The organism is Actinomadura livida, from assembly GCF_014648675.1.
In the GTDB taxonomy this organism is placed as follows: Bacteria; Actinomycetota; Actinomycetes; order Streptosporangiales; family Streptosporangiaceae; genus Spirillospora; species Spirillospora livida.
Genome location: NZ_BMRO01000008.1, coordinates 274,813 through 296,283, shown reverse-complemented (window position 1 = coordinate 296,283; position 21,471 = coordinate 274,813). Strand labels below are relative to the sequence as shown.

Sequence of the window (21,471 nt, the reverse complement as noted above, 5' to 3'; positions counted from 1 at the left end):
GCGGGGGCTGCCCCGCCGGTTACGGCAGCGTGGTCGTCGTCGCGGCGGTTCAGGGCGTCCGGTTGGGGAGCAGGGGGCGTAGGTGGGTGTGGGACCAGGCTGCGAGGGTGGTGGGGGTAGTGGTCAGTAGGTCGCGTGGCTGTTCTGGGACCAGGTCCCTTGTTCCAGCGGTCATGCCTACGATGCCTTCCACCGCGATAGGGGCCAGGCCCGCCGAGGTCAGTGCGGCGCGGACATCGTCGTCGCCGATCGTCTGGAGCCGGATCGGCCGGCCCAGCGTCTCGGTGAGGACGTCCGCGATGCCCTGGTAGGTGAGGTCTTCCGGACCGTGGACGGCCTGCACGTTGCGGCCCTTCCACTCCTCGTTCAGCAGGCGCGCGGCGACGACGTCACCGATGTCGCGCGGATCGACCCACGGCAGGGGCGCGTCGGGGCGGGCCGACGTGGTCAGTACGCCCTCGGCCAGCCCGTCCAGGTCCATCAGCAGGTTGGTGAAGAAGTAGCCGCAGCGCAGGTGGAGCGTGTCGGCCCCGGTCGCGTCCAGCCGCTCCTCGATGCGGGCCAGCCCGTCGATGTGGCCCGCTCCCCCGCGCTTCTCGGCGCCGACGCTGCTGAGCAGCACGACCCGCTGGACGTCGCCCGTCCGCGCGGCGTCGATCACGCCGGACGCCGTCCTCTCGGAGGTCTCGACCGGGTTCTCGGCCGTGTGCGGGGTCGGGTCGACCCAGAAGACCGTCCGCGCGCCGGACACCGCCTCGCGGACGAACGCGGCGTCGGTCAGGTCTCCGCGCCGGGCGTCGACGAGCTCGCGGGTCGCCGCGTCCAGTCGCGCCGGGTCGCGGGCCAGTACCCGCGGCCGGACGCCGGCCTGCAGCAGCAACCGGACCACACGCGACCCGACGTTCCCGGTCGGGGTGGTGACGACGATGGTCATCTCGATTCCCTCCTGACGTCTGTGTCGTTGCCCCGGCACGCTACGAACGAACGCGGCCAGATCCTGGCCGCGTTGGACTGTGACCTAGGTCGCAGCGGGACGCGTCATGGCTGGTCAACGCCCTCTTGGCGAAGCATGGGATGTGATCTACGAAAATCTGTAGTGATCGAGGTAGCTTTTCGCGCCGAGGCCGGGTAGTGTTCCTTTCATCGAAGAAAGAAGAGTCTGTAAGTCGTGGCAGAGGACGAACTGCCCGAGCAGATGGAAGACGCGGACCGGGCGTGCCGGGGCCAACGCAGTGGAAGGGGCTCCGGCAGCCGGTCCGCCACCCGGCGGCCAACGGGCCACCGGAGGTAGCAGAACAGAAGTAGCAGGATCAGTAGGGAAGTCGAGGAAAGGAGAGATCGGCGCCATCGGGATCGCCCGTCGCAGGCTCCAGTCACGCCGCGCGGGTACCGCAGTAGAAAGATCTGCGGTCACGCATCCGCGATCCCAGCTGTCCCCGCCCGTCCGGGCGGAAGACGAGAAGTACCGGCCGGACGGCCGGGTAGATGGTGTTGTCCCTCTGGGCCCCGGCGCCGCAGTCAGGCGCCGGGGCCCCTGTCGTCGGCTTCCGTGGCAGTACGGAAGGTTTTGTGAACGGAACCCAGTCGATTCACACCGACGACCAGCATCGGCGCGAGCCCCAGGACGGCCCCGACGACGGGCTTGAGGACAAGTTCGAGGACGAGGACTACCCCGCCTACAGCATGGGCCGGGCCGCGGAGATGCTGGGCGTCACCCCGGCGTTCCTGCGCAGCCTGGACACGGCGCGGCTGATCGTCCCGCAGCGCTCGTCCGGCGGGCACCGCCGCTACTCGCGCTACCAGCTCCGCCTGGCCCAGCGCGCCCGCGACCTGGTCGACCAGGGCACCGCCCTGGACGCGGCCTGCCGCATCATCATCCTCGAAGACCAACTGGCCGAGGCCCAACGCATCAACGCCGAACTCCGAAGGACCAACACCCCCAAAACCCCACCGAAGTAACCCACGCCGGACGAGTGGCCCCCGGGCAAGCCCGGAGGCCACTTCGCGCACGCTCCAATGTGAAACCGCCCGGCATAGCCGAGCCGGTCAGCCGCGGCCCGCCGACACCTCGGGATGACCTCGTCCATCGTCCGATCGGCCGTGAGCACCGCGGGGCGGGGGTTAGGTCAGGGGGTTAGGCCGGTGAGGTCTCTTGGGGTTGTTGAGTTTCGGTCGGTGGGGCGGTTGCCGAGGGATAGTTGGGGCCATTGGCCGGCTAGTTCCTGGCGGCTGCGTTCGCTCCAGGCTCGGGCCTCGTCGCTGCGCGTCTTGTAGAAGTTCAGGGCGTAGCCGCCGGAGTGGACGCGGAGGAGGGTGAAACCGCCCGGGTATTCCTTGACCGCGCCGACCTCCTGCTGGACGAGTCGGGGTGCGAGGGGGAAGACAGAGCGCTGGTTCCGGTGGGTGTGGCCCGCATGGTGGAGGAAGACGCCGGGGGTCCGGTTGTAGGCCGTGAGGATTCTCAGGGATTGGGCCGCGTCCATTGAGCGTGTGCCGGTCACGGCCAGTGGGTCGTTCTCCACGAAGAGGGGGTGGTGGCCGAAGACCAGGGTGGGGCGGTCCGGGTCTTTCTTGAGTTCGGCTTGGAACCAGGCTTCCTGGGCCGGGGAGAGTCCGCCGGCGTCGCCGCCGTTGCCGGGCTTGTCGTAGGTGTCCAGGCCGATGACGCGCAAGCCGTTGAGGCTCTGGGCGAAGTACGTTTCGCCGGAGGAGGAGAACGCGTCCTTGTAGCAGTCGTTTCCCTGGTGCTCACCGGCGGTGCAGGACGCGTAGCGCTCCCCCGAATGGGCCCGGTCGTGGTTTCCGCGGGCCACCAGGTAGTCGCTGCCCAGCGCGCCGAACGTGTCGAGGATGCCCTTCGCGCTCGCGAGGTCGACCGGCGCCGCCTCGCTCGTGATGTCACCGGCCGCGAGAAGGTACCGGGCTCCTCTGGCTTTGGCGTCGGCTACCAGGGCCTGCGCCATGAGTTCGGGATAGGGCGGGTGGCCGGGGACTTGCTCGATGCCCTTGATCCAGGGGAGTTGGCCGACCAGTCCCGCGACGGTTTCGCCGAGATGGAGGTCGTTGCACAGGGCGATCGAGAAAAGGTGACGTCCCGGGGGTGGCTGCGGGGTGGTGAAAGCGAACACGTCGCCTTGCGGGGCGCCTGCCGACTGGCCGAAGGCGAGGAATGTGGGGGTGGCCGCCCGGCCTCTGGAGAGCGCCTTGTAGTAATACGTCTGCCCCGGTTCCAGATCGGTCAGCTCCACGTAGTGGTACGGGGTTCCCGAGGGTCCGTGGGCCGAGCGCGTCAGGCGGGACGGGTGCGTGCCGTAGACGACCTGGGCGTCCGACGCGGCGGGCTTCATGCGGCCGAGGCCGTCGTCCGTCCCGGGGACGCCCGTGTACCAGGTGAGGACGGCCGTCGTCTCGGTGACGGTGACCAGCTCCAGGTTCACCGGCCGGACGTCGTCGGCCGCGCGGGCGGCCGTCCCGTCGAGGGCGGGCACGAGGGAGGCGCTCGCGACGACGGCGCTCCAGCGGATGAGGTCGCGGCGGCTCGGCCGGCAGCAGATCATGGCCGTTACGGTGGCATCGGCGCGGCCCGGCGGCCAGACCCAAACGGCGGCCGCCGGGGACGGAGGGCCGTCACGGGTCAGCCCGCGACGGCCTTGAGGCGCTCCTCGCGCAGCCGGCCCGCCCACGAGTCGTCCAGCGGCGGCAGGTCGGTGCCGGTGGCCCAGCGGAGCAGCAGGTCGGCGAGGCCGGGGTTGCGGACCAGCGCCGGGCCGTGCATGTAGGTGCCGAGGACGCGGCCGCTGTAGGCGCCCTCGAAGCCGTCGCCGTTGCCGATGCCGTGCACGACCTTCGCGAACGGCAGGGCGTTCGGCCCGAGCCGCGTGACGCCCTGGTGGTTCTCGAAGCCGGTGATGCGGGGCACGTTCAGGTCCGCCGCGACATCGCCGACGATCTCCCCGACGGCGCGCTGCTCCCCGCGGCCGGAGCGGATGTCGAGGAGGCCGAGGCCGGGCAGCGGCTGGCCCTCCTCGCCGCCGAACTCGCGGCCGAGGATCTGGTAGCCCGCGCACACCCCGAACACCACGGCGCCCGACTCCACGGCCCGCGCGAGGCCGCCGTCGTTGCCGAGGCGCTGCGCGGCGAGGATCTGCGGGCGGTCCTCGCCGCCGCCGAGCAGGTAGATGTCGCCGTCGGCGGGGACGGGCTCGTCCGAACGCAGGTGGACGGTCTCGGTCGGGATGCCGCGCAGCGCGGCGCGGCGCTCCAGGACGATCGTGTTGCCCTGGTCGCCGTAGGTGCTGAGCAGGTCCGGGTAGATCCAGACGATCTTGATCCGGTCAGGGGCGTTGCGGCTAGACGACACGGCCGTACCTCGTTCGGATGTTCTGGAAGGCGGTGTAGTTGGCGATCACGTCCAGGTGCCCGGGCGGCACGGCCATGACCGCCTGGTCGATGTCGTCCACGATGGTGAACGGCACCTCGGCGGCCTCCAGGCGCGCGGCCAGGTCGATGCGGCGCTCGCCGGTGACCCACACGGGGCGGCCCTGGAGGATGCGGTAGTCGACGTCCCACAGCCAGGACGTGTCCCGGCCGTCCGGGCCCTGCGCGTTGATCGACAGGGCGACGGGGCCCGGCTTCGGCTGCAGGACGTCGAACGCCTCCAGCCAGCCGGCGGGGTTCTTCGACAGCAGCAGCCGGATCCGCCGCCCCTCGTGCTCGACCGTCGTGTAGCGGCCGGCGACGGAGGTGACCTGCGACAGCAGCGGGAGGGCCTGCTCGGGCGGGACGCCGAACTGCGCGACGACGGCCAGCGCGATCAGGGCGTTCGAGCGGTTCGCCCGGCCGGGCAGGGAGAGGCCGGTGAGCGGGAACGCCCGGCCGTCCGGACCGGTGACCGTCTCGCCCTTCAGCGTCCACTCGGGGCGGGGACGGGCGAAGTGGCACTGGCGGCAGCGCCAGTCGCTGTCCTCGTCGGTGTCCTGGCGGTCGAGCGGGCCGCCGCACTCGGGGCAGCACCAGGAGTCCTCGCGCCAGTGCTGGCCCGCCGCGACCCACGTGACGCTCTTCGCGGTGGACGCGCCCCAGGTGACGAGGGGGTCGTCGCAGTTGGCGATGACGTGGCTCTGCGGCGACGCCTCCAGGGCGCGGCGCCACTTGCCGGCCAGCAGCCAGATCTCGGCGGCACGGTCCATCTGGTCGCGGCTGAGGTTCATCAGCGCGACGACGTTGGCGCCCGTCTCCGCGAGGACCATCGGAACGTACTTCTCGTCACACTCGAGAACGCCGTACCGGGCCGTGGGGGCCGCGGCGAGGGCGGACACGTGCCCGGTGGGCATGTTCGCGCCGAACGCGTTGGTGGCGACCTCGCCCAGCGGCGTCATCGCCGACGTGATGAGCCGGGTCGTCGTCGTCTTGCCGTTGGTGGCGCTGACGAGGACGAGCTTGCGGTCCTTGGCGAGCCTGGTCAGCAGCTCGGGATCGAGGCGGAGGCCGACCTTTCCGCCGATCACCGAGCCGTCTCCGCGGCCCGCCATTCGGGACATCTTGGCGGCCGTACGACCGAGCGCGACGGCCAGCTGCGAACGCAGCGGAAGATCGCTCATGGACTCCGTCTTCTCTTAATGCGCCGGGAAACCGTTCCGAGCCTAGCCGCTCGGCGCGTCGCCCACGGCGCAACCGGCGGGGGCGCACCCCGCGGTTCCGGATGTTGCGCGCACGAGGCGGCATGGTGTGATAAGCATCACAGATGCCCAGGTAAACCGGCGCGTCGAATCTTGACCAGTACTGACATGTCGTGATTCGGTGCGACCTCCGACTGCGGTGTGCCAGATTGCCAGCCACGCATCTAAATACGGCGTCACCCACTACTTTTGTCGGGAGCCCTGCTGGTTTGCGGGGGAGTGCGGCCCGCCCGGTCCGGCGGACGCGAGCGCAGGCGTGGACAAGCGGCTATAAGGCGAGGTCTGAGCGATGCAGTGTCCGACGTGCGGCAATGACACGCCCGGGACCCTCGGGAAGTGTTCGCACTGTGCGGCACCGATCGACGTCTACTCGGTCGGCCCGGTCGGCCCGGGCACCCCGCTGCCGGCCCCGGTGGCGGACGCCGCCGCGCCCGGCTCCGCCGACGTCCTCGGCGACCGGACGCTGATGGTGCCGCCCCCCACACCCTCCTGGGCCGGGAAGGCCGAGCCGTCCGCGGCACCGGACTTCGCCGGCCCGTCCCAGACGGCGCCCGAACCTCCGTCCATGCCGGGCACCCCGCCCCTTCCCGGGGCCGGAGCCCTGTCCGGAGCCGGGGCCGGGCACATGCCCGAGGCCGCGCCCTCGCCGGGAGGTCCGTCCGGGACGGGGGCGATGCCCACGGTCGGGGGCGGTTTCATGTCCGGAGCCACCGCCATGTCCGGCGATCCCTCCGGGTCCGGATTCGGGACGACGCCCGGAGCCGGGGCGGCGTCCGGGAGCGCCTACGAGAACGGGGCCATGTCCGCGACCGGGGGCTTCCCAGGCGTCGGGCCCATGCCCGGTGACGGAGGCGTCACCCCCGCCGGCGGCGTGCCGGAGGCCCCGATCGGGTCTCCTTCGCAGCCGTCCTTCTCGGCGGAGCCGCCGGTGTCGTCGCGGCCGCCGCTGCGGCTGTCCGTGGAGCCGTCCGAGCCGTCGAGCCCGCCGGCCGGGATGACGCCCACGCCGCCCGGGTCGCCGCTGCCGCCCGTCGACCCCGAGTCCACCGCGGCCTGGACGTTCAACCCAGACGAGGACGACGAGCCGGAGGTCCCCCTCCCGTCCGGCGGGTTCGGCGGCGCGCCCGCCGCTGCCGTATCCGCGGAGCCCCCGCCGAACCCGTTCGGGCTTGAGCCGGAGGCGCCGCCCAAGGAGTCGATCGTCCCGGAGTCGTGGTTCGCGCAGCCGCGCAAGCCCGACGCCCAGGACGCCGACGCCACGCAGGTGTGGGGCGGCCGGCAGCCGGGCCCTGGCCCGCAGCAGCCGCCCGCGATGCCCGACTCCGGCGCGACCCAGCTCGCACCCGGCCCCGGGATGCCGAACCCGGGCGGTCCGCCGCCGCCCATGGGCTTCGGCGGCGGCTTCGACCAGACCCGGATGGACCCGGGCACGCCGATGGGCGCCCCCATGGGCGCCCCCATGGGCGCACCGATGGGCGCTCCCCCGATGGCGGCGGGCCAGGGCATGCCCATGGCTCCGATGGGCCAGGCCGGGCCGGGCGTCCCCCCGTACGGCGTCCCCCCGAACCAGGGCGGACGACCGGGCGGCGGGACGAGCAAGCCCCTCCTCGCCGCCGTCGCCGCGCTGGTGACGATCGCGGTGGGCAGCATCGTCTTCGTCGTGTGGCCGTCCGGGGACGACTCGTCCGCGAGCGCGAACTCCTCCGCGTCGGCGTCGCCGTCCAACAAGCAGGTCGCGCAGAAGAACGCGATCCCGACGGAGACCAAGCAGCAGGCCGCGGTCGTCAACAAGATCCTGGACGACAGCGTCGCGACCCGCCGCGTCCTCGCCGGTGCGATCGGCCGGGCGGGCAAGTGCAAGACGCTGCCGCAGGCGATCCAGGGGTTCGAGACCGTCGCGCAGCGCCGCCAGAACCAGCTGGCCCGCACCCGGGACCTGAAGGTCGACAAGCTCGCGAACGGCGAGCGGCTGCGCGGGAAGCTCAGCGAGGCCCTGACCGCGTCGCTGCAGGTCGACCAGGTCCTGCTGCGGTGGGCGCAGCAGAACCAGCGCAACTGCCGGGGCAAGCCCCGTCCGGCCGCGGCGAACGTCCCGGGACGCGCCGCGGTCGAGCGTCGCGCGACGACGGCCAAGCAGGAGTTCGTCGTCCTGTGGAACCCCGTCGCGAAGAAGACGGGCCAGCCGCAGCGCAGCTGGAAACGCGTCTGACGATCGGTCACGACCCGGTTGCGACCTGAAGCCGGGCCGTCCGCGCCCCGTGACGGCGGAGTATCTTGTCACCGTTTGTACGTCACGGGGTAGGGGGCCTCATGCGGTGTCCGAACTGTGGAAGCGACACCAACCCGGCGTTGCCCCGCTGCACACGCTGCAGCGCACCGGTCAGCCAGGACGACGCCACGGCCCCTGATCCGCAGGGCGGCGGCATGCCCGGCCACCCAGGTGAGCCGCTGCCGCCGCCGTGGTCTTCGCCGCAGCAGCCACCCGCCCAGTGGGGGGCTTCGCTCGACCAGCCGCCGCCCGGCCCGGCGCCCGACGAATACACCACGCCGATGCCGCCGTCGGGTGAGACGTTCACGCAGCTCTCCCCCGAGCCGTGGGCGGAGCCCGCGATCTGGCAGCCGCCCGCACCGCCGAAGAAGAGCCGGGCGCCGTACTTCCTGGCCGCGGCGGGGGCCGTGCTGCTGCTCGGGCTGGCCCTCGGGATCGTGTTCTGGCCGAGCGGATCGGACTCGCCGGCGCAGTCCACGGGCGGCGTCCCGTCCGCGCAGGGGCAGGAGCCGGCGCCCACGACCGAGGAGACCGGCGAAGGCGGCGACGTCGAAGGGCAGGCCAAGGAGGTGGACGACCTCCTGGAGGAGATGGGCGGCACCCGCTCCGAACTCGGCGGCGTCGTGACCGCGGGCTGCCCCGCGTCCGGCATGCAGCGCATCCTCGACGCGCGCCAGACCCAGCTGGCGAAGGCCCGCGCCCTCGACGTGAGCGCGCTCGACAACGGCCCCGAGATGAAGGCCGCGCTGATCCGCGCGCTGGAGGCGTCGACCGAGTCGAACCAGCGCTACCTTGACGTCGCGCCCGGCTGCCCGGCCGAGAGCGAGGTCGCGGACGTCAACCAGCGCGCGAGCAGCGCCAAGAGCGAGTTCCTGGGCTACTGGTCGCCCATCGCCGGCGAGACCGGCCTGCCGTCCCGCGGCGAAAGCGACATCTAACGCAGGTCCGCCGCGAGCCGGCGCCCGCTCAGCCGATCCCCGCGGTCACGGCTAGCTGCTGGACGGCCTCCGTCAGGACCGCCACGCCGGCGACGCGCCGGCCGAGGCGCACCAGAGCGCCTTCCATGCGTTCGGGGTCGGCGTCGCCGGACTCGGCCTCCTCGCGGATGTCGGCGAGGTCGCGGCGGGCCCGGCCGGGCTCGTCGAGCTCGGCGGCGTGCGCCTCCAGCAGCCGCTCGACGTTCGCGAGCGCCTCGGCCACATCCGGGGCCGGCCCCGCGTTGATCTGCTGGTTCTGCGTGACGTTGTCGCCCGTGGCGATCTGCCCGGAGACATTGGCGCTGCCGCCGATGCTGACGCCCCGCTCACCGTGCCCGGTCATGTGCCCTCCACATGGGTCATGGGTTGATGCCGCCCGATCCACCGCCGCCCGGCCGTCCGCCGCCGGGCCGGCCGCCGCTCTGCCGCTGGTCGACGCGGCCGCCGGCGGCGACCTGCCCGTTGACGGTCCCGCCGGTCATGATGACGCCCTGGTTCAGGATGGCGCCGACCTGCTCGCGGTACGCGGACACGTCCACGCCGCATTCGGTCAGGTAGTCGAGCAGCGCCTCGTTGACGCGCCGCTCGATCAGCTTCACGTACTTGTCGACGTCGATCTCCTGGACGTAGTCGTGGAAATCGAAGTCCGCCGCGAGCTCCCGCACGCTGATCCGGGACCCGTAGTCGTGGACGAGGTCGGTGACGGGGTCGGGTCCCACGTCCGTCGCGAGCGTTTCCCGGACGATGCGCCAGAGCGCCGACGCGAGCCGGTAGGGCGCGAACAGCGGGGCGCTGAACACGCTCGGGAAGCCCATGACGATCGTCTTGCCGAGCAGCTTCGCGCCGTCCCACGCGGGCAGCTCGTCCACGATCTTGAAGGCGGGGCGGACGGGCGGCAGCACGGTCGCGGCGAAGTGCCCGTACAGCATCCGTCCTTCCACCGCCAGGTGGACGAAGGCGGACAGCGCGGCCTCCTGGTCCTCGGCCGGGGCGACCACACCGCCGGACGGGGTGGTGATCGCCTGCCCCTGCGCGCCGATCGACACGCGCTGGAAGCAGCGGATGCCGGCCTGCGGGTGGCGGACGGCCGCCTCGATGGCCTCCTGGGTCGCCGTCGAGTACGGGACCCGCCCGGACGGGTCGATCAGCGGGTGCCCGGAGTAGGTGGCGGCGGTGAGGCCGTCCACCGGGCGCGGGCGCTGCACGCATCGGCCGCGGGCAGTGACGTGCCATTCGGTGATGAGGGCGCTGATGCGCTCGTTGGGCGGCAGCGGACGCCGCCCGTCGCCCGCGGCTCGCCCCTCGTCGCGCATCTCGTGAAGCTTCTCGCGGATTCGCTCGTACATCACGAGGGGATCCACGGGCGCGGCGTCCGCCGGCTTGTCGAGCGCGGTTGAGGTGCCGAGGAGACCGGACGCCTTCCTGTCCAGTTCAAGGACGATGGACCACACCCGCGCGTCCGGTGAGTGCGGGTGCCCGGTTCCGATGAACGGGTTGTCGCCCGCGTACATGGTGATGTTGCCGTTCTGGGCGGCGCGGACATGCGCCAGCGCGTGGTGGAACCGGCCGCCGCCGGGATCGGGCCCGGGTCCGCGGGCGCCGGGCCCGAGGTCCCGGCCGAGCCGCCGCAGGACGAGGTGGAGGTGCACCAGCGTCACGGCGGGCAGCCCCAAGGACAGCGGCAGCACCACCGTCAGGAGCAGGGCGACGCCGAGTCCCGCGCTGCCGTACGTCGCGCCGGTCGTGAGGAACCCCACGGGGATGAGGTAGGCCGAGACGAGCCCGAAGGCGACAAGGCTGAGGAGCCAGAACAGCGGCCACGGCGCGAGCACGGCGAGGCCCAGCCGCCGCCACCCGGACAGCCGCCGCCAGGGGACGCGGGTCAGCAGCGTCCCGTAGCCGAAGATCAGGAAGTAGGGCAGCGCGATCAGCGGCGCCACGGCCCACAGCGCGATCCACATCGCGACGAGGACCACGTCGCGGATGATGCGCATCAGGCGGGCCTGCCGGGCGTGCCGGACGACCGGTTCGAGGTCGTACCCGTGGGACGGGACGATCGCGCGGTGCGCCTCGTACACGTACTCCTTGAGGACGGCGTCGCACAGCTTCTTGTCGAGGTACGTCGCCGCGGACAGGTAGCGGGTGAGGTTCTGCATCGGGCCCGTGCGGGGTTCGCGCATGGTCCCGTGGCGGAAATGGCCGGTGTTCGACGGGCTGCCGGTCTGCACGTCCAATGCCCCGGTTCCTCCACAGGTCGGTCTGGCGCGAACGTCCGTGAAGGGCAAAATCTAGCGTCGAGATAGAGGAGTACGTGAGTTAAAACCGAAACGCGAATGAATCAGGTGGTCACTCGGCGTCGCGGGTCTGGCCGAGGAAAGGGAGCCCCTTGGAGGGTTCCTCGAACGGCGCGATGAAGCGCTCGAACCAGTTCAGGACGGGATCCAGCCACTCGGTGACGAGCATCGTCTCGGCGACGTGGTCGACCTGCTCGTCCACATCGTCGAATCCGACGGCGACGAGGGCGAGGTCCTGGTAGAAGCCGGCCTGGTCGTCGTCGCCGTAGAGGGCGGTGAGCGCGATGGGGCGGTTGCGTTCGAGCTCCATCGACAGCGGATGGCGGCGCAGGGCCCGCAGCCGGTGGCCGAGCTTGGGGTCGGGCGGCTGCTTCAGGCCGGGCAGCTGGTAGTCGAGCGGCGGGGCCGACGCGTGCTTGTCGGGGACGCCGTCGCCGTAGGGGAACAGCCGGTCGAGTTCGTGCAGCCACCTGACCTGCGGAATGACCCACGACGGGCCGGGGGCCGTGCCGGGCGCCTCGCCGCCGAGGAGCCGTCCCGCGACCTCGGCCGCGGCCGCGGTGAGCTCGGCCGGGGGGTAGGCGGTGCGCAACGACCGCGACCGCCGCGTCACGGCCTGCTCCAGGACGGTCGCCAGCGCGCACTCGCGAAGCCTCGGCGTCAGCCGGGCCCAGCCACGACCCAGCTCGGACGGGACCGCCGGCATCGGACGGTTCACGACATGCGAAAGCACGAGGGTGTCGGCCCAGAGCCGGAGCCACGCCCAATCCGGATTGCCGGCGACGAGATCGGCCTCACGCAGCTCGTACAGCGTGCAGGCCCGTCCGGACCGGCACTCGCACCCGCAGGCGGCCGACCGGCGGCCGTCCACCGGCGGCGGCGGACCGGGCAGCTCCGCCTCCCGCCCCTCCCCCAGCGGGACGCGCACCCGCAGCGGCCGGTCCATGCCGTCGGCGAACACGGCCGCGACGCCCGGACGCAGCGAGACCACCTCGCGGGACTGGTCCTCGTCCAGGTTCATCGCCGCGCCGACCTGGTGCCGGTCGTCGTACGCGGGCAGCCGGTGCACGACCTTCAGCGCCGTGTTCTTGATCACGTCGGGGACGAGCTTGGTCGGGATCTGCTCGGCGACGATGATGCCCTCGCCGTACGCGCGGATCTCGGCGAGCATCCCGGCGAACAGCTCGACGGCGTGCGAACTCGTCCGCTCCGGACCGCGGTTGCGCAGCAGCCGGTGCGCCTCCTCGATGACGATCACATGCCGTAGCGCGGGCCCATCGCTCCGATCCCGGCGCCGCTCCCGCATCCTCAGGTGCTCGACGATGCGGATGATGAGCGTCCCCATGAGGAACGCCTTGTCTTCATCGTTTGCGACGTCCTCAATCGCGAGGACGATGTTGTCGCGGAGCATCCCGCCGATGTCGGCCGGGTGGCCGCCCTCGAAGAACCGCCCCGCCGAGCCGATCCGCAGGGAACGCAACCGCACGTCCACGAAGCCCTGCACGTCGGCCATCAGCTCGCGCCCGTAACCGACGTCCTGGATCACCTGAAGCGCCGCGTTCTGCAGCTGCTCCAGCGTGGGCACCGCGGGCTCGATCAGCGACCCCGGCACACCCGCCCCGGTCACCACATCCCAGCCATTGTTCTCATAAACCCGTTGGAGGGCCTGCGCCATGATCTGCGGGAACGGCTCCTCGGCGTCGAACGCGGCCTGGAACAGCGCCCGCACCATGTCGATGTGCGCCTGCACCGGATAGCCCGGCTCGGGCGCCAGCGGATTCACCGACAGCGGCACCGACCCCGGGTCGGACGGGTTCACCACCGTGACCGGCCCGCCGAGATCCCGGATGCGCCCCGCCATCGCCGCGTACTCCGACTTCGCCGGCTCGATCGCCAGCCACGGGATGCCGGCCCGCGTCAGCTGCTCCAGCAGATGCCGGACGGTCTGCGACTTGCCCGCACCCGTCGAACCCGTCACGAACACGTGCCGGTTGATGGTCGAACGCGGCACGGTGAGGCGTCCGACCTCCCGGTCCTGCCCGTCCAGGATCGCGCCCAGCTCGATCTGCGCGTCGCCCTCCCCCTCGGTCTCGGACGTGACGTCGAAGTACCCGGCGTCCAGCACCCGCAGCCCCGGCACCTCCCGCCGCGGCAACCCCGCCAGAGCGGCCAGCGCACCTGCCGTGGCCACGAACGGGAACCGCTGCTCCGACTCCGCCATCGGCCGCACCGCGGCGGGTGCCACCACAGGCGCCGTCCCGGGCCGCAGCATCTCCCCGAACGACCCGCTCCCCTGCCCGGACCGCAGCCGGTAGGGATGGTGCCCGAGCTCCATGGACCCCACGAGCACCGGCGCGATCTGCCCCAACTCAGCCTGCGTCGCCGCCCCGGCCACGACCCTGACCTGCCAGAGCCCCGCCTCCCGGAACGCATCGAGCTCCGCGAGCCGCTGATCCGCCCGCGCCACCGCTAGCCGCGCCTGCTCGTCCTCGCCCCGCCGCAGCATCCGCAGCTCGTGATGCAGCTCCCGCATCTCGGTCTCGATCAGCCGCTCATCACACGGATCGGCGACGACGAACCACCCGAACGGCCGCTCCATCAACGTGACAAGCGTCGCCTCGAACAGCCCCGGCCCGGCATCGCCCCCGCCGACCTGCGGAGCGAGCCGCCCGGGACACCGCGTCCAAGCCATCCGCTCGGCCTGCCGCAACCACCCGTCCCCAATGGGCACCCCCCGAGCCCCACTGGGAAACAGCAACCCATGCGACTCGGCCCCGGCCTCCTGCTCCCCGACCGGCCCCGCATTGGTGATGAGCTGCAGCGGCGCGCCCCCACCCATGGACAGCCACCCGACGACGAACGGCCGCCCCAACCGAGCCGCCGACAAAGCCGCAGGCAGCACACTCACAAAGTCCCACTCAGCCGAAGCCTCCCGCCGAGGCGCCGGCACGGCCTGAATCCGATACCAGGGCCCAGGAAGCACGAACTCGTCCCCCGAAGCCCCCCGAGCCTCCGGAACCACCCCCCGCATCCCCGGCGGCGGCCCCCCACCCGGGGGCACCCCACCCCGAAACGGCGGCGGCATCGACCCGGACGACCTCGACCCAGACGGCAAACTCACCCCAGCATCCTGACGCCTCCCCCACCAACACGCCAACGCCCGCCGTCAACCCGCCCCATGAGAGCGCGGCCCGGCGGCATGACCGATTCCCTTAGGAGGAGGGGTCGGCTTTGTGTCTGCCGTTTGGTTTTAGTGGGGGGACTATTCGGGGTGGGCGTTGGCCGGCGCCTCGGGGGAGGGCGTGGCGGGCTCTTGAGGGTTGTGGGTGGCGCGGGGCCGGGACGTCCGCTGGGGGCGGGGACGGTTCGTCCAGGGGCTCTTGGTCTTGGCGTTCTTGTTCGCGGAGGTATTCCTCGAATTCCATCGAGTGCGCCGTCGGCAGGGTGATGATGCCGGGGTTGGCGTCTACGAGGAGGGTGCGGCGGCCCGTGGCGCCCGAGTGGGTGAAGACCATGGCGGTCGGGGGGAGTTCCTGGAGTTGCGGGGGTTCGACCAGGAGTTCGCGGAAGCGTTGCTTGGACGGGGTGTCGCGGGGGCGGCGGGCCTTGACCGTGCGGCCCCAGGCGGTCGCGGAGCTGATGCCCTCGACGAGGACCGAGTCGTCCGCGGCCGGGGCCGGGAGCGGGGACCAGACCGGGTCCGTCAGGCCGTCGCCTCGGGGGCGGGCGTAGGCGACCGTGCTGGCGTAGGTCTCCCCCGCGACGTCGAAGAGGGTCTCGCCTGCGGAGTCGGTGATCTCGGCGACCAGGAGCGGCTGGTCGGCGCCGATGTGTTCGGCGGCCACGCGGGCGTCCTCCGGGTTGCCCAGGCGCATGAAGCCCACGGCGGCGTGGCCGCGGCGGCCCAGGCGTTCGCGGACGTGGTGGGGAATCGACCGGTACATCAGGACGAGGCCGGTTCCGGTGGCCTCGCAGGCGTCTATGAGGCGGTCGAGTACGTCGCCGCGGAGTTTCTCTGAGCCGCACAGGAAGAGGGTGTGGTCCCAGCGGCCGCCGGGTGGGGATTCCCGGATTCGGTGGGTCAGCGCCGTTGTCACGTAGGTGCCGAGGATGCGGTTGGTCAGGACGCCGGCGCGGCGGTCCATTGAGACGACGTGCAGGCGGGAGGGCGGGAGACGGACTGGTTCGGTTGCGAGTTTTTCGAGTTTGCGGAGCTGTGCTTCCAGGGCCCAGGCGCGGCGGACGACGATGCGGTCCGTGGCGTCGCGGCCGAAGAGGGTGGCGATGCGTTCGACCTGCTCGTCGGTGAGGAGGCCGCGGCGCAGGTCGTCGCGGGGGTCGCCCACCTGGGCCAGGACGCGCAGTGCGGCGGTGATCCGCGGGATCGTCGTCTCGGGGCCCAGGACCTCGATCAGTCTTTCCAGGATCGAGTTGTCGAAGGAGAGGTCGCGGGTGCCGCCCTCCTCCTCGCCCGCGCTGACGACCAGGGAGAGCACGTCGGCCAGGGCTTCCGGGCTGAGGCCGCGGGTGACGTCCAGGCGGGGCAGGTCGGCGGGGAGCACCCAGACGAGGGGGTCGTCGCCGCGGTCGGCGGCCAGGCGCAGGAGGTCGTGGGCGACCGCGCCCTCGGACAGGTCGATGACGGTGAGGCGGGCCCCTACGGCGAGACGGGCCGCGCCCATGGTGGTGACGGCCGCGGACCAGCCGGCCAGGGTGCCGCCGACGACGTCCACCCGGTCGACCCCGGGCGGGACGGCGACCGGGTACCACTCCCGCTGGCTCTCGTACGCCGACTGGCGGCGCTCCCACTCCGTCCTGGCCTTGGCGTACGCCTTCTCGGCCGCGTCGCGTTTGCGTTCGGCCTCCGCGCGTCTGCGCTCCTCCGCGTCCCGCTGGTGGGCGATCCTCTCGCGGACGGCCCGTTCGTCCCGCCACAGCGACCCGCCGGTGATGGCGATGATGACCGCGCAGGCCAGCAGCGCGACCCCCGCGAACGCCCACGGGAGGACGCCCGCCACGGCGCACAGGAGGAAGAGGACGACGCCGCACAGGGCGCCGCCGAACACGATCCGCAGCGGGAGTGCCGCCATGTGCTCGCCCGGCTGCCGCACCGGCGGGGCCGCCGGGCCGGGTTCGGGCGGCGCCGGGCGGTCAGGGGGCGGCCCCGGGTCGGGGTGCACCTGCGCGTAACGCCAGCCCACATAGACGCGGTCGGCCTGTGTGAGCCGCGCCATCGCGGACCCGCTCGCCATGTCCGTCACGTCGAGAGACCCCTGGGAGTCGCGGGAATGAAGGGAACGCCTGGGGGTTGCCGGGTTGGTGTCCTACACCGCACAGGGTAAAGACCTCGCCGCGTTCCTGCTCCTCGTTCGACGGAACAGGTCCCCGCATCACGGGTCGACCCCGCCAATTCGGTCACCAAGTCCACCTGCGGTAAAGATCGGGCACCCCGGCACCAGTCCGTGACCGCATCCGGCCACCCCCTTCCGGCGTGTCCGGCCGCGCCGCCTCATCCGGCGGGAGGTGCCTTCACCGGCATGAAGTCGTCCAGCTCCATCATGGGGTGCGGGTACTTCCATTCGACACTGTCGAACGGGATGTGCATGCCTTCCGGCTGCCCGGCCAGGAAGTAGTTGCCGTCCCACCGGTTGGGGACGGTCACCGGCGCGTCCGGCGGGAACTTGGCGCCGAGCGGCTCGTACTTCACCCCGGCCCCGAACACGGCGTGGACGGCGGCGTCCACGAAGTTGAGGTGCGCGATGTTCCCGCGCAGGTGCGTGCCCTTGATCGCGAGGCCGTGGACGCGGTCGCGGACGAAGAACAGCGCGCTCAGATCCCGGACCACCTGGTCGAACCGGTGCGCGCCGTCATGGTGGACCATCGTCCGTGCCCCCGGCTCGGCATCGAGGACGCGCGCCACGTAGGTCGGCAGGTCGCCCTGGAACATGCGGACCCGGTTCATGGCGCGGGGAAAGGCGCGCCGCAGCCTCTCGTGGGTGAAGCGCAGGTAGGCGGCGTTGACGTCGACGAGGTCGAGTTCGAGCCCCATCGGCTCCACGCAGCCCCCGAGGATCATGGACGAGCCGCCCATGTAGACGCCGAGGTCGACGAGCCGGGTCAGCTCTCCGTGGCATTGCTCCGCACGGCGGAAGAGATCGAAGTAGTGGTAGGCGCTGCAGTGGTCCTCGTAGGCGAGGTCCATGCTCTCGATCCGGGCGGCGGTCCGGTCGAAGACCGTGTTCTTGCCGGCGAAGAGTTTCAGGTCGGCGCGGTGACCGCCCCGGATCCGCATGCCGAGGGCGCCGTGGAGGTCTTCGACGTCGGCCAGGGCGGGGTCCGGTTCGAGGAACGTCCCCCACGTGTCCTGATGCATGGCCACGGTCGATACGTAGTCCGTCATTGGCAGATGCCCCTCTCAGAGATGCCACCGGGGATCGCGGACGTCATCGCAGCGGCCCGGATCTTCCCCGGATGCGGGCCGACAGCGCCCGCCCCAGCTGCGACACGGCCTCGCCCAGCTCCTGGTCCCGAACGGGCGCCGGCGGCGCCGCGCGCAGGCGTTCCACGTCCTGCCGCAGGGCCGCGTTGTCGGCCGTCGCCCCGTCGAGCTCGGACTTCAGCCGGGTGATCTCCCGCTGCTGCGCGCCGACGGTCTCGGCGAGCCGGTCCGCCTCGTCCCTGCGGGCCGTGAGCTCGTACTGCAGTTGCAGGACGCGGGTGTAAAGCGCGATCCGGTTGTTCTCCATGGCCGCGAGGAGCCCGGAGGACGTCAGGGGCCGCAGCGCGTCGAAGATGTCCGCTGTGCCCGGTGCATCCGTCCGGGCCAGGACACCGAATCCGAACACGGCCGGGACGATCTCCAGCCGCCAGCCGCCGCCGGCCTCGTCCAGCGCGTCCTCCACGGCGGTGAGGACCCCGTTGCGTTCGCCGCCCGCGTGCGCGGCGAACGTGAAGGCGCCGTCGCCGACGAACCCGGCCGGGGTGACGTCGTCGTGCCAGACCGTCGGGCCGTCCGCGGTGTCCGGGTGCCGGTCCCCGGGCGGCAGCGGAGACGGCTGGTAGTAGAAGTCGCGGCGCCCGCACGGCCACAGCAGGTCGTTGAGGACGACCACCGCCCCGGGAGCGTGCTCCATGATCCACGCGAGTTCGGCGCGGACGACCGCGTAGTTGTGGTCGCCGTCCAGGACGTAGAGGTCGCCCACCGGAAGCTCGCCGAGCACCGCGGGAGACGAACCTTCCACCAGGTGCAGCCTCGGGTCGCCCGCGAGGACGGCGCGCAGTTCCTCACCGGGGTCGGGCTCGACGCAGTGCACGGTCGCGCCCAGGTCGGCATATATGGAGCTGACCTGCCCGGACTCCACCCCGACCTCGATGACCGTGCCGATCTCCCGGCACCGGAAGATCGTTTCGAACAGCTCCCGGAAGACCGCCATCGAGTGCAGCAGCAGCGGCTGCTCCCGCGCGGCGCGGGCCTGCGCGTGCGGATCCGCGGGGGATCCGGTCACCGCGGCCCCTGACCGGTGTGCCGCCCGCCTCGTCGCGGACGCGGACTCATCGGGTGTCACCGATCTTCCTCCTGGCCACTCGTCCCGCACCGGCCGCGACGCCCTTGACGCCGGCCGACCGGTACTCCTCGCGGAGCCGCTCGGTGAGGCGCGCGGCCCGGGCGGACCGCTCGGCCCTCCGGTCGACCGGCATCCGCGGCGCCATGCCGGTCATCGACTGGGGGAGCATCGCGAACGCGACGGTGACCTGCCCGGACGACACCGCCGGCACCCCGGCGCGGCGGGCGAGCGGAAGCCACACCGCGGCGTAGAAGGTGTCGAACTCCATGAGGTTGCCGCCGAGGTAGCGGCAGTCCGCGTAGTGCAGGCCGACGAAGTCCTCCGGCTTGTCCCAGCGCAGCACGTGCTCGCGGTCGCGGCCGCCCGCGGTCACCCGGGCCTCGATCCAGTCGACCCGGACGATCGCGGGACGCCCGGGGATCGCCAGCGAGATGTCGACCGTGTCGTGGTGCTCGAACGCGAGCCGGGCGAACGACAGGCCGTTGTGGTTGATCCTGACGCGGCGGCGGACGGGCTCGTGCCAGCGGTCGTCCGACGTCCGATACCGCAGCCGCGTCTCGAACGGCTCGCCGGCCGGGTCGAACGCCTCCCGGTCGATGGCGCCGGCGGCGATGGCCCGCGTCATGGCGCCGAGGCCGGTGTCGGACGCCGCGATCAGCCCCGGCCAGAACGAGTCCCGCATGCCGAGGTCGTCGAGGTCGCCCGGGGACAGGTACGGGACGGCGGGCTCCAGGTCGGCGGGCAGCAGGGTCGTGACCTCGGAGGAGCCGAAGTTGTCCTCGTGCGTCCAGTTGCCGAAGACGGCGGCCTCGTCGGGGGTGGGCGACTCCAGCGCGGCCACCAGGATCTGCGCGAGCCGCTCCCGGGCCGCCCGCGGGCGGGCGAGGTCGGGCCAGGTGCCGCCGGACGCCTCCACGTACCGGTTCCACGTGTGCTGGAACGCCAGGATGCCGTCCTGCACCGTCCGGCGCTCGGCGTTCTGGGACGGCGAGTCGGACGTCTCCGCCAGGACCGGGGCGCCGTCCTCGGCGAAGCCGACGAGCGACCCGCACAGCGCGTTGACGCACTGCTCCACGATCTCGGGGCTGCGGGTCACCGTGCCCGCGACGTGCGCGGGATGCCCGGCCTGCGCCAGGTACCCCTCGGCGCGCAGCCCCGCCATGTACACCCGCTCGGCGCGGTCGTCGGTGGCCAGGTAGAGCCCGGACACCCGGACGTCGATGCGCGCGATGTGCAGGGCGCGGGCGAGCAGCCGCTGGATCGTGCCGCCCCACCCGAGGTCGACCAGCGTGAGCTCCCCGCCGGCCGGTCCGCCCTCCGCCGCCCCGTCCAGCGCGCCCGCGTCCCGCAGCGACCTGATCAGGCGTTCCCGGACGGCGGTGACCGTCCCCGCGAGCCGGTTGCACAGGTGCGGCGTCTCGGTGAGGGTGCGGGCGACCCGGTCGGCGATGTCGCCGTTGTCGATGACGGTGTCCAGCTCGGCCGCGAGTCCGGGCACGTCGCCCGGCTGGAGCCCCAGGACCGCCAGCGCCTGCCGGACGGTCAGCCGGTACCCGGTGCGGATGAAGGCGTGCACCGCGTCTGTGTCGTACGGATCGAGACCGGCCAGCGACGTCACGAACCGCGACAGCCAGACCGGCTTCGCCTCGACGTCCCAGCCGCGGGCCCGCGCCGCCTCGTTGATCAGCCGGGACAGCAGCTCGCCCTCGCGCATCGAGCACCACAGCCGGCGGGTCCCGGCCTCGTGCGCCTTCCAGGCCGCCCACTCGGCGAAGCCGGTCAGCACCGGGCCGAGGACGCCCGCGCCGTACCGGTACGCGACGTCCAGCGCCGAGGTGCTGAACGGGACGCCCGCGTGGACGGCCTTCGCGCGCAGGCTGGTGAGGCCGAAGTCGCCGTCGCGCTCGTCCAGGCCGGGGGCGTGGTCGCCGAAGGCCTCGACCGGCTCCTTCTCGCGTTCGAGCACCTCCAGGTACGGCTCGTCCAGCCGGCGGTAGTGGACGGTGCGGACGCCCAGCTTGGCCGGTACCTCGTGGTCGGCGATCTCGTGGTCGCCGATGTGGACGATCTGCTCCGGGCTGCGGCCCAGGTCGCGCAGCACGATCTCCCAGAGCCCGGACGCCTTGTCGGTGCCGTGCTGGTTCGACCGGAAGATCCGGACGCCCTCCGTCGGCCCCAGCTCCGGGCGGTCGAGCAGCCGCGCGAGCTGCTCCTCGGTGAAGTAGGTGTCGGACACCAGGACCACCGGGACGTCCTGCTTCCGGGCGGCCTGCACGACCTCGGCGACGTCCAGGTCCACGACGGTCAGCTCGCGTTCGAGGCCCACCTCGGCCTCGACGAGCCGCTCCAGCGGCGCGGCCCCGAAGACCCCGTCCGGCATGGCGCGCCAGATGTCGAAGAGGGAGACCTCGGTGCCGAGCGCGTCGCGGCTGCGGCGGGCGTCGCGCTCGGCGGCGATCCGCATCCGGCGCAGGGTCGCGTCCGTCACCCACGGCGGGCTCAGCCCCGCGTCCCGCAACCGGGAGGCGAGCAGGGCGAACGTGTCCGTGGGACGCGGCACCCGGCGCCACAGGACGGTGTCGAAGATGTCGAGGGACAGCACCGAGCACGTCCGGTCGGCGATGATGCGGTGGACGTTGTCGAGCAACGGGTATCCGCTCTCCTGCTTGGTCAACACCGCGCCTCTCC

14 protein-coding genes are annotated in these 21,471 nt (G+C 72.3%); 3 read left to right on the top strand and 11 right to left on the bottom strand.

The window, feature by feature from the left end; translation table 11 throughout:
* Positions 1-49: 49 nt before the first annotated feature.
* Entirely contained in the window at positions 50-934 is an 885-nt protein-coding gene (locus tag IEZ03_RS21020; RefSeq protein ID WP_184880581.1) for an NmrA family NAD(P)-binding protein, read from the bottom strand.
* Between the two features lie 749 nt (positions 935-1,683).
* Here IEZ03_RS21020 and IEZ03_RS38055 point away from each other — a divergent pair.
* Entirely contained in the window at positions 1,684-1,959 is a 276-nt protein-coding gene (locus IEZ03_RS38055; RefSeq protein WP_229808462.1) for a MerR family transcriptional regulator, read from the top strand.
* 167 nt (positions 1,960-2,126) lie between these two features.
* Here IEZ03_RS38055 and IEZ03_RS21010 read toward each other — a convergent pair whose 3' ends face one another.
* The 3 genes from IEZ03_RS21010 to IEZ03_RS21000 all read right to left on the bottom strand — a co-directional run bounded on the left by IEZ03_RS21010 (position 2,127) and on the right by IEZ03_RS21000 (position 5,600).
* Entirely contained in the window at positions 2,127-3,557 is a 1,431-nt protein-coding gene (locus IEZ03_RS21010; protein WP_184880577.1) for a purple acid phosphatase family protein, read from the bottom strand.
* A gap of 77 nt (positions 3,558-3,634) precedes the next feature.
* A complete protein-coding gene (locus tag IEZ03_RS21005) occupies positions 3,635-4,360 on the bottom strand; it encodes a type 1 glutamine amidotransferase (RefSeq protein ID WP_184880575.1) in 726 nt (241 codons plus the stop codon).
* Complete coding sequence (locus IEZ03_RS21000) at positions 4,350-5,600, bottom strand: Mur ligase family protein (RefSeq protein ID WP_184880573.1); 1,251 nt, start codon at positions 5,598-5,600, stop codon at positions 4,350-4,352. Before IEZ03_RS21000 ends, IEZ03_RS21005 begins: the two co-directional genes overlap by 11 nt.
* A gap of 367 nt (positions 5,601-5,967) precedes the next feature.
* Between IEZ03_RS21000 and IEZ03_RS20995 the strand changes: the two genes are divergently transcribed.
* Together IEZ03_RS20995 and IEZ03_RS20990 are read left to right on the top strand one after the other, a co-directional pair.
* Positions 5,968-7,887 (top strand): hypothetical protein, encoded by a 1,920-nt coding sequence (locus IEZ03_RS20995; protein ID WP_184880571.1) that lies wholly within the window; start codon positions 5,968-5,970, stop codon positions 7,885-7,887.
* A gap of 140 nt (positions 7,888-8,027) precedes the next feature.
* Positions 8,028-8,885 carry a hypothetical protein gene (locus IEZ03_RS20990; protein WP_184880569.1) on the top strand — a complete coding sequence of 286 codons (858 nt, stop codon included), beginning with the start codon at positions 8,028-8,030 and terminating at the stop codon, positions 8,883-8,885.
* Positions 8,886-8,913: 28 nt separating this feature from the next.
* On the opposite strand, the gene IEZ03_RS20985 is transcribed toward IEZ03_RS20990, so the two are convergent.
* From IEZ03_RS20985 to IEZ03_RS20955, 7 genes are all read right to left on the bottom strand, one after another.
* Positions 8,914-9,267: a DUF5955 family protein gene (locus IEZ03_RS20985; protein ID WP_184880567.1), complete on the bottom strand. Its 354-nt coding sequence runs from the start codon at positions 9,265-9,267 to the stop codon at positions 8,914-8,916.
* Between the two features lie 16 nt (positions 9,268-9,283).
* Positions 9,284-11,152 (bottom strand): AbeC-like domain-containing protein, encoded by a 1,869-nt coding sequence (locus IEZ03_RS20980; protein ID WP_506269202.1) that lies wholly within the window; start codon positions 11,150-11,152, stop codon positions 9,284-9,286.
* Positions 11,153-11,270: 118 nt separating this feature from the next.
* A complete protein-coding gene (locus IEZ03_RS38600; RefSeq protein WP_184880563.1) occupies positions 11,271-14,249 on the bottom strand; it encodes an ATP-binding protein in 2,979 nt (992 codons plus the stop codon).
* 181 nt (positions 14,250-14,430) lie between these two features.
* Positions 14,431-16,470: a hypothetical protein gene (locus tag IEZ03_RS20970; protein WP_229808442.1), complete on the bottom strand. Its 2,040-nt coding sequence runs from the start codon at positions 16,468-16,470 to the stop codon at positions 14,431-14,433.
* A gap of 257 nt (positions 16,471-16,727) precedes the next feature.
* A complete protein-coding gene (locus tag IEZ03_RS20965; RefSeq protein WP_184880561.1) occupies positions 16,728-17,591 on the bottom strand; it encodes a class I SAM-dependent methyltransferase in 864 nt (287 codons plus the stop codon).
* Between the two features lie 70 nt (positions 17,592-17,661).
* Positions 17,662-18,723, bottom strand: coding sequence for a class I SAM-dependent methyltransferase (locus IEZ03_RS20960; protein ID WP_221480562.1), 1,062 nt, complete (start codon positions 18,721-18,723; stop codon positions 17,662-17,664).
* 46 nt (positions 18,724-18,769) lie between these two features.
* Positions 18,770-21,460, bottom strand: coding sequence for an HAD family hydrolase (locus IEZ03_RS20955; RefSeq protein WP_184880559.1), 2,691 nt, complete (start codon positions 21,458-21,460; stop codon positions 18,770-18,772).
* Positions 21,461-21,471: the final 11 nt, after the last annotated feature.